13 protein-coding genes are annotated in these 14,124 nt (G+C 71.3%); 6 read left to right on the top strand and 7 right to left on the bottom strand.

Going from position 1 to position 14,124, the window contains the following annotated elements; all coding sequences use genetic code 11:
* The first annotated feature begins 35 nt into the window (after positions 1–35).
* Complete coding sequence (locus AB0950_RS31255) at positions 36–1,091, top strand: LLM class F420-dependent oxidoreductase (protein ID WP_360159163.1); 1,056 nt, start codon at positions 36–38, stop codon at positions 1,089–1,091.
* Between the two features lie 368 nt (positions 1,092–1,459).
* Entirely contained in the window at positions 1,460–2,248 is a 789-nt protein-coding gene (locus AB0950_RS31250) for a ferritin-like domain-containing protein (RefSeq protein ID WP_366779918.1), read from the top strand.
* Between the two features lie 17 nt (positions 2,249–2,265).
* Here the strand turns inward: AB0950_RS31250 and corA are convergent, their stop codons facing one another.
* Positions 2,266–3,261, bottom strand: coding sequence for a magnesium/cobalt transporter CorA (gene corA / locus AB0950_RS31245; protein WP_366779917.1), 996 nt, complete (start codon positions 3,259–3,261; stop codon positions 2,266–2,268).
* Between the two features lie 62 nt (positions 3,262–3,323).
* Here corA and AB0950_RS31240 point away from each other — a divergent pair, with 62 nt between their 5' ends.
* The 4 genes from AB0950_RS31240 (at position 3,324) to mshC (ending at position 6,855) form a co-directional block, all read left to right on the top strand.
* Positions 3,324–4,010 (top strand): histidine phosphatase family protein, encoded by a 687-nt coding sequence (locus AB0950_RS31240; protein ID WP_360159172.1) that lies wholly within the window; start codon positions 3,324–3,326, stop codon positions 4,008–4,010.
* Positions 4,011–4,108: 98 nt separating this feature from the next.
* Positions 4,109–4,699: a DUF3090 domain-containing protein gene (locus tag AB0950_RS31235; protein WP_360159175.1), complete on the top strand. Its 591-nt coding sequence runs from the start codon at positions 4,109–4,111 to the stop codon at positions 4,697–4,699.
* A complete protein-coding gene (locus AB0950_RS31230; protein ID WP_360575514.1) occupies positions 4,663–5,502 on the top strand; it encodes an SCO1664 family protein in 840 nt (279 codons plus the stop codon). Before AB0950_RS31235 ends, AB0950_RS31230 begins: the two co-directional genes overlap by 37 nt.
* A gap of 123 nt (positions 5,503–5,625) precedes the next feature.
* The gene (mshC, locus tag AB0950_RS31225) at positions 5,626–6,855 is read left to right on the top strand and encodes a cysteine--1-D-myo-inosityl 2-amino-2-deoxy-alpha-D-glucopyranoside ligase (protein ID WP_360159181.1); all 1,230 of its coding nucleotides are present in this window, start codon (positions 5,626–5,628) and stop codon (positions 6,853–6,855) included.
* 98 nt (positions 6,856–6,953) lie between these two features.
* On the opposite strand, the gene AB0950_RS31220 is transcribed toward mshC, so the two are convergent.
* From AB0950_RS31220 to AB0950_RS31195, 6 genes are all read right to left on the bottom strand, one after another.
* Entirely contained in the window at positions 6,954–7,871 is a 918-nt protein-coding gene (locus AB0950_RS31220) for a PAC2 family protein (protein WP_366779916.1), read from the bottom strand.
* Between the two features lie 163 nt (positions 7,872–8,034).
* Positions 8,035–8,706, bottom strand: a complete 672-nt coding sequence (locus AB0950_RS31215) for a FadR/GntR family transcriptional regulator (RefSeq protein WP_360159186.1) — start codon at positions 8,704–8,706, stop codon at positions 8,035–8,037.
* Positions 8,707–8,885: 179 nt separating this feature from the next.
* Entirely contained in the window at positions 8,886–10,502 is a 1,617-nt protein-coding gene (locus AB0950_RS31210; RefSeq protein ID WP_360159189.1) for a glycerol-3-phosphate dehydrogenase/oxidase, read from the bottom strand.
* 42 nt (positions 10,503–10,544) lie between these two features.
* The gene (gene glpK, locus AB0950_RS31205; RefSeq protein ID WP_360159192.1) at positions 10,545–12,083 is read right to left on the bottom strand and encodes a glycerol kinase GlpK; all 1,539 of its coding nucleotides are present in this window, start codon (positions 12,081–12,083) and stop codon (positions 10,545–10,547) included.
* 64 nt (positions 12,084–12,147) lie between these two features.
* Entirely contained in the window at positions 12,148–12,942 is a 795-nt protein-coding gene (locus tag AB0950_RS31200; protein ID WP_360159195.1) for an MIP/aquaporin family protein, read from the bottom strand.
* A 357-nt stretch (positions 12,943–13,299) separates the two neighbouring features.
* The gene (locus tag AB0950_RS31195) at positions 13,300–14,064 is read right to left on the bottom strand and encodes an IclR family transcriptional regulator (RefSeq protein ID WP_360159198.1); all 765 of its coding nucleotides are present in this window, start codon (positions 14,062–14,064) and stop codon (positions 13,300–13,302) included.
* Positions 14,065–14,124: the final 60 nt, after the last annotated feature.

Genomic DNA, 14,124 nt, shown 5'->3' with positions numbered 1-14,124 from the left:
ACAGAGACGTTACTCACGGGTAAGAGGAGTCGGCGATGCAGCTCGGGATCAACCTCGGCTACTGGGGTGCCGGAATGGACGGGGACAATCTGGCCGTGGCCCAGGAGGCCGACCGGCTGGGCTTCTCCGTGTGCTGGGCCGCCGAGGCCTACGGATCCGACGCGGCGACCGTGCTGTCCTGGGTCGCCGCGCAGACCGAGCGCATCGACGTCGGCTCGGCCATCTTCCAGATCCCCGCCCGGCAGCCCGCGATGACCGCGATGACCGCCGCGACGCTCGACTCGCTCTCCGGCGGCCGCTTCCGGCTCGGCCTCGGCGTCTCCGGCCCGCAGGTCTCCGAGGGCTGGTACGGCGTCAAGTTCGACAAGCCGCTCGCCCGCACCCGCGAGTACGTGGAGATCGTACGCAAGGCCATGACCCGGGAGCGGCTGACGTACGAGGGCGAGCACTGGACGCTGCCGCTGCCCGGCGGCCCGGGCAAGCCGATCAAGCTGACCGTGCACCCGCAGCGCGAGCACATCCCGCTCTACATCGCGGCGATCGGGCCGAAGAACCTGGAGCAGACCGGCGAGATCGCCGACGGCGCCCTGCTGATCTTCCCCTCCGCCGACCACCTGGAGGAGACCACCCTCAAGCACCTGCGCGCGGGGCGCGAGAAGGCCGGCAAGACCCTCGACGGCTTCGACGTCTGCCCGACCCTGCCGATCGCCGTCGGCGACGACAAGGACGTGGCCCGCCTCGCCGACACCTTCCGCCCCTACACCGCGCTGTACGTCGGCGGCATGGGCAGCGCCAAGCAGAACTTCTACAACCAGCTCGCCCGGCGCATGGGATACGAGAAGGAGGCCGCCGAGATCCAGCAGAAGTACCTGTCGGGGGACAAGCAGGGCGCCGCCGCGGCGATCCCGCAGGACCTCATCGACCAGACGACGCTGCTCGGCTCCGTCGACCGCATCGCCGACCGGATGAAGGCCTACGCCGCCGCCGGCGTCACCACGCTCAGCCTGTCCCCGGCCGGATTCACCCTGGAGGAGCGGCTCGCCTCACTGCGGGCAGGCACCGAGGCCCTGGAACGCGCCGGCCTGGCCTAGGCCCTGCCGTCAAAATCCCCCAGAGCACGCGCCTACGGCATGCATCAGCTGCTCCGCCGCGGGCGCCAGGCAGACCCGCCCTCCGGGTGGCGGACGGCGGGAGTTTGACGGCAGGACCCAGCGGGAGCTTCAGCGGCCGTGGTGGGGGCTCGGGGGTCTTCCCCGCCACGGCCGTCACCGGGAACAACGCGCCGCGCGCCGTGCGGTTACGACCCCGGCGCCGCTTCTTTCGGCCTTTCGGCCCAGCCGCCGCGCACTCGTGTTGCGGCCCTGCTCCGGCCGCCATTGACTCGTTCTTCGCGGAAGCCCGCGAAATCGCCGCGGACTGCCGCGCAACGGTGCGCACTCGTGCGGGAGAGGTGGCGTCCATGCTGTCGGCCAGGAGTCTGTTCCAGGAGATCCTCGACCACGACGAGTCGTTCCGGCTGCTCTGCTCCATCGCCGCCGGCGGGGAGTCCCAGGGCGGCTGGGAGAACGGGCGCATCGCCGCGCTGGTCCCGCTGGGCGAACGCGCCATGGCCCCGAAGATCGCCCGGCACGGCGCCGACGAGGACAAGCACGGACGCATCTTCCTCGCGCTGATGAAGAAGCGCGGTCTCACCCCCGTCGCCGTACCCCCCGAGACGGACTACACCATGCTCCTGGAGCGGCGCGGCATCGGCCTCGCCCACGACAGGCTCAGACGGGACGAGCCGCTCACCGAGCGGGACATCATCGTCTACCTCTCCCACAGCCGCGTCACCGAACAGCGCGCCGCCGAGCAGATGCGGCTGCTGTTCAAGCACTTCGCCGGCCACCCGGAGATCGGCCGGGGCATCCGCATGATCGTCGACGACGAGGACAAGCACCTCGCCTACACCCACGAGGAACTGCTGCGGTTCGCCGCCGCCGGGCACGGCCCGCTGATCCGGCGCACCCTGAGCGCCTGCGCCCTCGCCGAGATCCGCGTCCACCGGGACGTCAGCCTCGCCGTGACGGCCCACATGCGCCGCATCCTGGGCTGGTCCCGCGCCCGGTACGCCCTGCTCACCGCCGGCATCCACGCCGTGTACGCCTACGAACGCCTCGCCGGCCGGCGCCGCATGGTCACCCTGCGCATGCCCGCCCGCCGCGACCCCCTCGGCGGCCCCGCCACCTACGCCCACGAGTTCGCCTGAGCGGCGCGGTGCCGGCCTCACAGCCAGCCGCGACGCTTGAACAGGCGGTACAGCAGCACCTCCAGCGCCGCCATCACCAGGATGACGGCCGGGTACGACCACAGCCAGTGCAGCTCGGGCATGTGGTCGAAGTTCATGCCGTAGATCCCCGCGATCATCGTGGGCACCGCGGCCATCGCCGCCCACGCCGAGATCTTGCGCATGTCGTCGTTCTGCCGCACGCTCATCTGCGCCAGATGGGCCGACAGCACGTCCGACACCAGCCGGTCCAGGGCCTCCACGGACTCGTTCACGCGCGTGAGATGGTCGCCCACGTCCCGGAAGAAGGGGCGCGCCTTGTCGTGCACGAACGGCACCGGGGCGCCGAACTGCCCCGTGCCCGCCAGCCGGCTCAGCGGCAGCGCCAGCGGGCCGGTGGCCCGGCGGAACTCCAGGACCTGCCGCTTGAAGCCGTAGATCCGCGACGCGGTGCCCCGCGAGCCGCCGCCGTCCGGTCGGAACACCTCCGCCTCCAGCTCCTCCAGATCGGTCCCCAGCTCCGTCGACACCTCCAGATAGTGGTCGACGACCGCGTCGGAGATCGCGTAGAGCACGGCGGTCGGACCCTTGTCCAGCATGTCCGGCTCGTCCTCCAGCCGGCGCCGTACGGCCGCCAGCGGCGAGCCCTCGCCGTGACGGACGGTGACCACGAAGCAGTCGCCGACGAAGACCATGATCTCGCCTGCCGAGACGGTGTCGCTGCGCGCCTCGTACACGACCGGTTTCAGCACCAAGAACAGCGAGTCGTCGTACACCTCCAGCTTGGGCCGCTGATGCGCCTTGAGCGCGTCCTCGACGGCCAGCGGATGCAGCCCGAACTCCTGCGTGACCAGGTCGAACTCCCGCTCGGACGGCTCGTGCAGACCGATCCACACGAAACCGCCGGCCGCGCGCGCCTCGGCCAGCGCGTCGGAGAAGTCGTCGGGGCCCTCGGTGCGGTGCCCGTGCCGGTAGATGGCGCAGTCGACGATCACGGAGCGCATTCTCCCTTCGCCCGTTGTCCGGTGCCTGTGCTGATACGCCTACCCTGGGCGGCATGCCCACGCTGATCCTCGTCCGGCACGGACGCTCCACCGCCAACACCTCCGGTGTGCTCGCCGGCTGGACGCCAGGCGTCGCCCTGGACGAGCGCGGCGCCGCGCAGGCCGCCGCCCTGCCCGCACGGCTCGCCGCACTGCCGCTCTGCGAGGTCGTCACCAGCCCCCTGCAGCGCTGCCAGGAGACCGTACGGCCGCTGCTCGAGGCCCGCCCCGGCCTGCGCGTCCACACCGACGAACGGATCGGGGAGTGCCACTACGGCGACTGGTCCGGCCGCAAGCTCGCCGAGCTCAAGGACGAGCCGCTGATGGAGGTCGTCCAGGCCCACCCGTCGGCCGCCGCCTTCCCCGGCGGCGAGTCGATGCGCGCCATGCAGACCCGCGCCGCCGAGGCCGTACGCGAGTGGAACGCGCGCGTGGAGCGCGACCACGGCGCCGACGCCGTGTATCTCATGTGCTCCCACGGTGACATCATCAAGTCCCTCGTCGCCGACGCCCTCGGACTCCACCTCGACCTCTTTCAGAGGATCTCCGTGGAACCGTGTTCCGTCACCGCGATCCGCTACACCCGGTTGCGGCCGTTTCTCGTTCGCCTCGGCGACACCGGGGATTTCGCTTCCCTCGCCCCGCGCGAGGAACCTGGTGAGGGCGACGCACCGGTCGGAGGCGGTGCGGGCGCACCGTGATCGTCGGCCGCAGTAGGGTGAAGCGATCCACACCGTCGCCGATCCGCTGTGGCCCGCAGCCCCGAACCACTCGCACTCACTCTCACTGGAGACAGGACGTGTCCCGTCAGGTGTTCCTCTACGACCAGCCGGACCGCTTCGTGGCCGGCACGGTCGGACTGCCCGGACGCCGTACGTTCTTCCTCCAGGCCACCGCAGGCTCCCGGGTGACCAGCGTGGCTCTGGAGAAGACCCAGGTCGCCGCGCTCGCCGAGCGCATGGACGAACTGCTCGACGAGGTCGTGCGGCGCAGTGGCGGCAGCGCCGCCGTCCCCGCCATGGCGCCCACCGAGATCGCCGACACCGCCCCGCTGGAGACCCCCGTCGAGGAGGAGTTCCGGGTCGGCACCATGGCGCTGGCCTGGGACGGCGAGGAACAGCGCATGATCGTCGAGGCGCAGGCCCTGGTGGAGCTGGACGCCGACACCGAGGAGGACCTCGCCGAGGCCGAGGAGCGGCTGCTCCAGGACGAGGAGAACGGACCCCCGATGCTGCGGGTCCGGCTGACCGGCGCGCAGGCCAGAGCCTTCGCCAAGCGCGCCCTCGACGTCGTCAACGCCGGAAGGCCGCCGTGCCCGCTGTGCAGCCTCCCGCTCGATCCGGAAGGACATGTATGTCCGCGCCAGAACGGATACCGCCGCGGAGCGTGACGCCCACCGACGCCGTGAGCAGCCCGGCCGCCGCCGAGCTGCTCACGCGCGGTGAGCTGACCGTGCGCGGCCGGATCCGCGAGGCGTCCAACGCCGCGCTGTTCTGCACCATCGCCCTCGACGGCACGGAGGCCTCCTGCGTCTACAAGCCGGTCGCCGGGGAGCGCCCGCTGTGGGACTTCCCCGACGGCACCCTGGCCGCCCGCGAGGTGGCCGCCTACGAGGTCTCCGAGGCCACCGGCTGGGGCCTCGTCCCGCCGACCGTGCTGCGCGACGGCCCGTACGGCGAGGGCATGTGCCAGCTGTGGATCGACGTCCAGGCCGAGGCGGAGCTGCTCGCCCTGGTCGACGCCGAGGAACCGGAGCCGGGCTGGAAGGCGATCGGCCTGGCCGACGTCGGCGAGGGCCGCACCGCGCTCCTGGTGCACGCCGACGACGAGCGGCTGCGCCGGCTCGCCGTCCTCGACGCGGTGATCAACAACGCCGACCGCAAGGGCGGCCATCTGCTGCCCACCCCCGACGGCCGGCTCTACGGCATCGACCACGGCGTCACCTTCAACGTCGAGGACAAGCTGCGCACGCTGCTGTGGGGCTGGGCCGGGGAACCGCTGACCGACGAGGCCGTCGAGGTCCTCAAGGGGCTCCAGGGGGCCCTCGACGGGCCGCTGGGCGAGCGGCTGGCCGCACTGATCACCCCGGCCGAGATCGACGCCACGCGCGCGCGTGTCGAGGCGCTGCTGACCACGGGAGTGCACCCGGAGCCGGGCGGCGAGTGGCCGGCCATCCCCTGGCCGCCCGTGTAGACAGGGGGGTGCAACCGGCCGGACCCGCAAGCACATCGGCCGCGAAGGTACAAGACCGCACAACCGGCCATCCGGCGCGATCCCGTTCGTATGCGCAGCAGGCGGCCGGTTAGGCTCAGGTACATGCATGCCTGGCCCGCTTCCGAGGTCCCCGCCCTGCCTGGTCAGGGCCGCGACCTGAGGATCCACGACACCGCGACCGGCGGTCCGGTCACCCTGGACCCCGGTCCCGTCGCCCGTCTCTACGTCTGCGGCATCACCCCGTACGACGCCACCCACCTGGGTCACGCGGCGACCTACAACGCGTTCGACCTCGTGCAGCGCGTGTGGCTCGACACCAAGCGGCAGGTCCACTACGTCCAGAACGTCACCGACGTCGACGATCCGCTGCTGGAGCGGGCCGAGCGGGACGGCGTCGACTGGGTCGCCCTCGCCGAGAAGGAGACGGCCCTGTTCCGCGAGGACATGACCGCCCTCAGGATGCTCCCGCCGCGGCAGTACATAGGCGCCGTGGAGGCCATACCCGGGATCGTCCCGCTCGTGGAGCGGCTGCGCGACCTCGGCGCGGCCTACGAGCTGGAGGGCGACATCTACTTCTCCGTCGAGTCCGACCCGAACTTCGGCAAGGTCTCGCACCTCGACGCGGCCGCCATGCGGCTGCTGTCCGCCGAGCGCGGCGGCGACCCGGACCGTCCGGGCAAGAAGAACCCGCTGGACCCGATGCTGTGGATGGCGGCCCGCGAGGGCGAGCCCAGCTGGGACGGCGGCACCCTCGGCCGGGGCCGGCCCGGCTGGCACATCGAGTGCGTGGCCATCGCCCTCGACCACCTCGGCATGGGCTTCGACGTCCAGGGCGGCGGCTCCGACCTCGCCTTCCCGCACCACGAGATGGGCGCCTCGCACGCCCAGGTGCTCACCGGCGAGTTCCCCATGGCCAAGGCCTACGTCCACGCCGGCATGGTCGCCCTGCACGGCGAGAAGATGTCCAAGTCCAAGGGCAACCTGGTCTTCGTCTCCCGGCTCCGCCGCGACGGCGTCGACCCGGCCGCCATCCGCCTCGCCCTGCTGTCCCACCACTACCGCGCCGACTGGGAGTGGACCGACCAGGTCCTCCGGGACGCCGAAGCACGCCTCACCCGCTGGCGCTCCGCCGTCTCCCGCCCCGACGGCCCGCCCGCGGACGCCCTGGTGGACGAGATCCGCGAGGCCCTGGCCAACGACCTCGACGCCCCCACCGCCCTGGCAGCGGTCGACCGCTGGGCGACTCGGCAGGAGGAGCAGGGAGGCACGGACACGGGCGCACCGGGCCTGGTGACGAGGTCGGTGGACGCGCTGCTCGGGGTGGCCCTGTAATCGCCGACGACCTGTAGCGGCACGCCGTACCGCGTCCGGCACACGAAGAAGGGGCGCTTCCCCAGCCGGGAACCGCCCCTTCGCCGTACCTCGCTCCTTCAGTCCTCGGCGTCGTCCTCATCATCCTTGCCCCCGCCGCCGGAGGCGGGCGGCCTCGGCTTACCCCCCGGAGGGCTGACGTCCCGCCGCCGCAGATACCGCTCGAACTCGCGGGCGATCGCCTCACCCGACGCCTCCGGCAGCTCCGCGGTGTCCCGGGCCTCCTCGAGCGTCTGCACGTACTCGGCGACCTCGCTGTCCTCCGCGGCCAGCTGGTCCACTCCCACCTGCCAGGCCCGCGCGTCCTCGGGCAGCTCGCCCTGCGGGATGCGCAGGTCCAGCAGGTCCTCGAGCCGGTTGAGCAGCGCCAGGGTGGCCTTGGGGTTGGGCGGCTGGGAGACGTAGTGCGGTACGGCCGCCCACAGCGACACCGCCGGTACGCCGGCGTGCGTGCACGCCTCCTGCAGGACGCCGACGATGCCCGTCGGGCCCTCGTACTTGGTCTCCTCCAGGTCCATGCGCTGGGCCAGGTCCGGGTCGGACGTCACGCCGCTGACCGGCACGGGACGCGTGTGCGGGGTGTCGCCGAGCAGGGCGCCCAGGATGACCACCAGCTCCACGCCCAGCTCGTGCGCGAAGCCGAGCAGCTCGTTGCAGAACGAGCGCCAGCGCATGGACGGTTCGATGCCCCGGACCAGTACCAGGTCGCGCGGCTTCTCGCCGCCGACCCGCACCACCGACAACCTTGTCGTCGGCCAGGTGATCTTGCGCACACCGGCGTCCATGAACACCGTGGGCCGGTTCACCTGGAAGTCGTAGTAGTCCTCGGCGTCCAGCGCCGCGAACACCTCGCCCTTCCATTCGCGTTCCAGATGCGCGACCGCCGTGGAGGCGGCGTCGCCGGCATCGTTCCAGCCCTCGAACGCGGCCACCATGACTGGGTCGATCAGCTCGGGAACCCCCTCCAGCTCGATCACCCAGTGCCTCCTTCCGACGTGCCCTCGCTTGACTCACCAACCTTACGGCGTCCGGCGGGGGCGCCCGCAGCCCCCGTGCGTGGGGGAGTGACCGGATCACTGCCCCGTTCGCCAGGCCGGAACACCCCGCGGGACGATCCGCCCGGTGTCGCCCCGGCCCAGCTCACAGCGTGGACCGCAGCCACTGCTCCACGCTCGCGATGTGCACGGTCGCCCAGGAGCGGGCCGCCTCGGCGTCCCGGTCGCGCAGCGCGGCCAGGATCGCCCGGTGCTCGCGCAGGGTGCGGCCGACCGCGTCCTCCTGGGTGAGGCCCCGCCAGATCCGGGCCCGCGTGGTCGGGCCCGACAGCCCGTCGAGCAGCGAGCACAGCACCGAGTTGCCGGCGCCGCGCACGATGCCGCGATGGAACCGAAGGTCGGCGGCGACCAGTTCCTCCACCGACGGCTCGTCACCGAGGGCGTCCAACTGGGCGGTAAGAGCGTCCAGTTCGCGCTCGCCGATGTGGAAGGCGGCCATCGCGGTCGCGGCCGGCTCCAGGATGCGGCGCACCGCGAGGAACTCCAGCACGGTGTCGTCGCGGTGGAAGTCCACGACGAAGCTCAGCGCCTCCAGCAGCAACTGCGGGTCGAGGCTGGTGACATAGGTGCCGTCGCCCTGCCGCACGTCCAGGATCCGGATCAGCGACAGCGCCCGTACGGCCTCCCGCAGCGAGTTGCGCGACAGCCCCAGCTCGGCGGCGAGTTCGCTCTCCTTGGGCAGCCGGTCCCCGGGCCGCAGCGCACCGGAGACGATCATGCCCTTGATCTTCTCGATCGCCTCGTCGGTGACTGCCATGACCGGCCTCCCAGTGGCTCAGACATCGGATGTCCGAGCACATTATGCGGACAGCAGAGAGGGGCGGCTCCATCGGCGGGAGCCGCCCCTCTCGTCGGTCCGGACCCGGTGCGGCGGGGTCCGGCGTCTCGGCGGCGGCCGGTCCCGGTCGGGGAAGGCGGACCGGTCGCCGCCGGGGTCTACTCCTTGTCGAGCAGGTCCTGGACCTTGGCCCTGACCTCGTCCGTGGCCAGGCCGCGGATCGTCAGGGTCGTACGGCGGCGCAGCACGTCGTCCGGCGTCTCGGCCCACTCGTGGTCGCGGGCCCACACGACCTGCGCCCAGATCTCCGGCGCGTCGGGGTGGACCCGCTCGGCCAGCTCGGGGTTGTCGTTCGCCAGGCGGGCGATGTCGAAGGCCAGCGAGCCGTAGTGGGTGGCCAGGTGCTTGGCGGTGTCGGCGGCCATGCGCGGGCCGGGCGCCGGACGGTCGGTGAGCAGCCGGTGGGCGACCGCGCGCGGGTTGGCGATGCCGGGCAGCGGCAGCTTCTTCGGCAGCGAGGAGATCGGCTCGAAGTCGTCGCCGAGCGGCTGGCCGGGCAGCGACTCCAGCTTCTTCATGATCGTGCGGCCGATGTGCCGGAACGTGGTCCACTTGCCGCCCGCGACGGACAGCATGCCGCCCTTGCCCTCGGTCACCACCGTCTCCCGCTTGGCCTTCGCGGTGTCGCCGGGGCCGCCCGGCAGCACCCGCAGACCGGCGAACGCGTAGGTGATCAGGTCCCGCTGGAGCTGCTGGTCGCGGACGGAGAACGCGGCCTCGTCCAGGATCTGCGCTATGTCCTTGTCGGTGACGGACACGTCCGCCGGGTCGCCCTCGTACGCCTCGTCGGTGGTGCCGAGCAGCAGCATGTCCTCCCAGGGGAGGGCGAAGGTGATGCGGTACTTGTCGATGGGGGTCGCGAGCGCGGCCTTCCACGGGGAGGTCCGCTTCAGCACCAGGTGGGCGCCCTTGGACAGGCGGATGGACGGCGCCGCGTTCGGGTCCTCCATCCTCCGCAGGTGGTCGACCCAGGGACCGGTCGCGTTCAGCACCAGACGGGCGTCGACGCCGAACTCGTCGCCGGACAGGCGGTCCCTGAGGTCGGCGCCGGTGACCCGGCCCCGGGTGAAGCGCAGGCCGGTGACCTCGGCGTGGTTCAGCACGACCGCGCCCGCCTCGACGGCCGCGCGGACCGTCATCAGCGCCATGCGCGCGTCGTTCATCTGGTCGTCGCCGTACACGGCAACGGCCTTGAGGTTCTCGGTGCGCAGCTCGGGCACGTCCTGCGCCGCCTTGGCGGGGGAGAGCAGGTGGCCCACCCCGTCACCGAACGCGGAGAGCGCGGAGTAGGCGAAGACGCCCGCGCCGAGCTTCGCCGCGCCGTGCGGCCCGCCCTTGTACACCGGGAGGTAGAAGGTGAGCGGGTTCGCCAGGTGGGGGGCCACCTGGCGGGAGACCGCACGGCGCTCGAAGTGGTTCTCCGCCACCAGCTTCACCGCGCCGGTCTGCAGATAGCGCAGACCGCCGTGGAGCAGCTTGGAGGAGGCGGAGGAGGTGGCGCCGGCGAAGTCGCCGGCGTCGACCAGAGCCACCCTCAGCCCGGACTGCGCGGCGTGCCAGGCCGTGGAGATGCCCAGGATGCCGCCGCCGATCACCAGAAGGTCGTACGACGCCTTGGAGAGCTGCTCCCTGGTCTCGGCCCGGCTCGGGTTGGAGCCGGAGGCCGGGTGCGTCCCCAGGGCAGGTACGGAACTCAGGGTGGACTGACTGGTCATGTCGGGTACTTACTCCTCGTCAGAGCTGTCTCGCGGGGCAGCTCAGCTCTCGTCCTCGATCCAGCCCATGGTCCGCTCGACGGCCTTGAGCCAGTTCTTGTACTCACGGTCGCGGGTCTCCGCGTCCATCTGGGGGGTCCACTCGGCGGCCCGGCGCCAGTTGGCGCGCAGCTCGTCGGTGCTGGACCAGAAGCCGACGGCGAGGCCGGCGGCGTAGGCGGCGCCGAGGCAGGTGGTCTCGGCGACCATCGGGCGCACCACGGGTGCGTCCAGGACGTCGGCGAGGGTCTGCATCAGCAGGTTGTTGGAGGTCATGCCGCCGTCGACCTTGAGGGCCACCAGCTCGTCGCCGGAGTCCTTCACCATCGCGTCGGCGATCTCCCGGGTCTGCCAGGCGGTGGCCTCCAGGACGGCGCGCGCGAGGTGCGCCTTGGTGACGTACCGGGTCAGGCCGGCGATCACACCGCGGGCGTCGGAGCGCCAGTGCGGGGCGAACAGGCCGGAGAACGCCGGGACGAAGTAGGCGCCGCCGTTGTCCTCGACCGAGAGCGCGAGGGTCTCGATCTCGGCGGCGGTGGAGATCAGGCCCATCTGGTCGCGCATCCACTGCACCAGGGAGCCGGTGACGGCGATCGAGCCTTCCAGGGCGTAGACCGTCGGCTGGTCGCCGATCTTGTAGCCGACGGTGGTCAGCAGACCGGCGTAGGAGTTGATGATCTTGTCACCGGTGTTCATCACCATGAAGGTGCCGGTGCCGTAGGTGGACTTGGTCTCGCCCTCGGAGAAGCAGGTCTGGCCGAACAGGGCCGCCTGCTGGTCGCCGAGCGCGGAGGCGACCGGGATACCGCCGAGCAGGTCGCCGAGCTTGCCGCCGGTGACCTCGCCGTAGACCTCGGCGGAGGAGCGGATCTCGGGCAGGATCTGCATCGGTACGCCGATGGACTCGCAGATCTTCTCGTCCCACTGCGTGGTGTGCAGGTTCATGAGAAGGGTGCGGGAGGCGTTGGTGACGTCGGTGACGTGGCGGCCGCCGTTGACACCACCGGTCAGGTTCCAGATGACCCAGGTGTCCATGGTGCCGAAGAGGATGTCCCCGGCTTCGGCGCGCTCCTTGAGGCCCTCGACGTTGTCGAGCAGCCAGCGGGCCTTGGGCCCGGCGAAGTACGAGGCCAGCGGGAGGCCGGTCTCGCGGCGGAAGCGGTCCTGGCCGACGTTGCGGCCCAGCTCCCGGCACAGGGCGTCGGTGCGGGTGTCCTGCCAGACGATGGCGTTGTGGACGGGCTCACCGGTGTTCTTGTCCCACAGCACGGTGGTCTCGCGCTGGTTGGTGATGCCGATGGCCTTGATGTCGTCACGGGTGATGCCGGCCTTCGCGACGGCTCCGGCGACGACTTCCTGGACGTTGGTCCAGATCTCGTTGGCGTTGTGCTCGACCCAGCCCGGCTTCGGGAAGATCTGCTCGTGCTCCTTCTGGTCGACGGAGACGATACGGCCGTCCCGGTCGAAGACGATGCAGCGCGAAGAGGTGGTGCCCTGGTCGATCGCGGCGATGAAGGGGCCTGCGGTGTGGGCGTCGGTCACTGTGTGCTCCTGAAAGATCCGTAGTGATGAGGCATGTCGTACGGCGCGTGCTTCGCGGTCATGCTCAGGCGAACGCGACGTTGTATATGCCTGCCGCGATGGCGCCGCCGATCAGCGGACCGACGACCGGGATCCAGGCGTACGACCAGTCGGAACCCCCCTTGTTGGGCAGGGGCAGCAGGGCGTGCACGATGCGCGGGCCCAGGTCGCGGGCCGGGTTGATCGCGTAGCCCGTCGGGCCGCCCAGGGAGAGGCCGATCGAGACCACCACGAGCGCGGTGATCAGACCGCCGAGGACGCCGAGGCCGTTGCCCTTGTCGTTCAGGCCCTGCGTGAGGACCGCGAGGATCAGCACGATCGTGCCGATGATCTCGGTGGCCAGGTTCTGCGCCGCGTTCCGGATCTCCGGACCGGTGGAGAAGATGCCGAGGACCGGTCCCGCGCCCTTCTCCTGGGCCTCGACCGCCTTGGCCGTGGTGGCCTGGGCGCCGGGACCGCCGACGATCTCCTTGTCGGTGAGGTGGGCGTGGAACTGGCCGTAGTAGGCGACCCACACCAGGGTCGCGCCGATCATCGCGCCGAGCAGCTGGCCGGCGAGATAGACCGGGACGTTGCTCCAGTCGTTGTTCTTGATCGCCAGGGCGACGGTGACGGCGGGGTTGAGATGTGCGCCGGAGAGCGGTCCTGAGATGTAGACGGCCGTCATGACGGCGAAGCCCCACCCGAAGGCGATGGCGAGCCAGCCGGCGTTACGGGCCTTGGAGGCCTTCAGCGTGACGGCCGCGCAGACGCCGCCGCCGAGCAGGATGAGTATGGCGGTACCGATGGTCTCGCCGATGAAGATGTCGGAGCTGGACACCCGCGACTCCTTTGTCCTTCGTCCAGGGGTAGCCGAACCCCGGGTCCCTCCGGTGGTTCTGGCGCCCTCGGGGGGTGAGAGCGATGCCGGCCCTTGGCGTTGTCACACTCTAGCGCGTATTGCCGGTAGGTGTTCGACAATGCCGACCGATGGACGGGAGTCTCGCTTCGGCCTCACGCAGGAGTCAAGGGTTCTGTTATCGAAAACAGGATCGTTATTGATCGTCGGCGGTTATCACTCTTCGCACCCTGACATGGCATTAGCCCAATTTGTCCACATCAGGGTAGGGCGAGAACCGGAACGCCGCCCGGCGTTCCGGTCGTACCGCGCGAGGTCCCGGGCCCGCCCGGGAGCCGCTCAGAACCGGCCCGCGCCCAGGTCCCTGGAGACCGCGCGGGCGCAGTCGCGCACCGCCGCGATCAGCTCGGGGCGCAGCTCCCCGTCCCGGCACAGCCGTTCCACCGCGCCCGTGATGCCGACCGCGCCCACCGGCATGCGGCGCCGGTTGTGGATGGGCGCGGCGACGGACGCCACGCCCTCCCAGGTCTCCTCGACGTCGGCGGCGTAGCCCCGCGCGCGCGTGAGGTCCAGCAGGTGCTCGAAGTCCTCGGGTTCGCACACGGTGCGGTCCGTGAAGGGCTTGCGGTCCGACTCCAGCGCCTCGCTGTGCGCGACCGGGTCGTAGGCCGAGAGCACCTTGCCCAGCGCCGTGGAGTGCAGCGGCTGCATCGCGCCGATCTCCAGCACCTGCCGGCTGTCGTCCGGCCGGAAGACGTGGTGCACGATCAGCACGCCCTGCTGGTGCACGACCCCCAGGTAGACGCTCTCCCCGCTGGAGCGGGCCAGGTCGTCCGTCCACACCAGTGCCCGCGCCCGCAGCTCGTGCACGTCCAGGTACGTGGTGCCCAGGCGCAGCAGCTCCGCGCCCAGCTGGTAGCGCCCGGAGGCGTCGTCCTGCTCCACGAAGCCCTCCTGCTGGAGGGTGCGCAGGATGCCGTGGGCGGTGCCCTTGGCGAGGCCCAGCGAGGAGGCGATGTCCGACAGACCGAGCCGCCGCTCGCCGCCCGCGAGCAGCCGCAGCATCGCGGCCGCCCGTTCGAGCGACTGGATGTTCCGTGCCATCGCCGTCCTGCCTCCGTCCCCTTCGACTGCCGTACCGGCGCTTCGGATTCACGCCGTTCG

Origin of the sequence: Streptomyces sp. NPDC007189, from assembly GCF_040703635.1 — a bacterium.
Lineage (GTDB): Bacteria > Actinomycetota > Actinomycetes > Streptomycetales > Streptomycetaceae > Streptomyces.
The sequence above is the reverse complement of the archived record's forward strand: the minus strand, read 5'-3'. Positions and strand labels throughout refer to the sequence as shown.

Coding starts and splice junctions, on each gene's coding strand:
- AB0950_RS31240 (WP_360159172.1), top strand. CDS start 3,324: ATGCCCACGCTGATCCTCGTCCGGCACGGACGCTCCACCGCCAACACC.
- AB0950_RS31195 (WP_360159198.1), bottom strand. CDS start 14,064: ATGGCACGGAACATCCAGTCGCTCGAACGGGCGGCCGCGATGCTGCGG.
- AB0950_RS31230 (WP_360575514.1), top strand. CDS start 4,663: ATGTCCGCGCCAGAACGGATACCGCCGCGGAGCGTGACGCCCACCGAC.
- AB0950_RS31250 (WP_366779918.1), top strand. CDS start 1,460: ATGCTGTCGGCCAGGAGTCTGTTCCAGGAGATCCTCGACCACGACGAG.
- AB0950_RS31255 (WP_360159163.1), top strand. CDS start 36: ATGCAGCTCGGGATCAACCTCGGCTACTGGGGTGCCGGAATGGACGGG.
- AB0950_RS31210 (WP_360159189.1), bottom strand. CDS start 10,502: ATGACCAGTCAGTCCACCCTGAGTTCCGTACCTGCCCTGGGGACGCAC.
- AB0950_RS31215 (WP_360159186.1), bottom strand. CDS start 8,706: ATGGCAGTCACCGACGAGGCGATCGAGAAGATCAAGGGCATGATCGTC.
- mshC (WP_360159181.1), top strand. CDS start 5,626: ATGCATGCCTGGCCCGCTTCCGAGGTCCCCGCCCTGCCTGGTCAGGGC.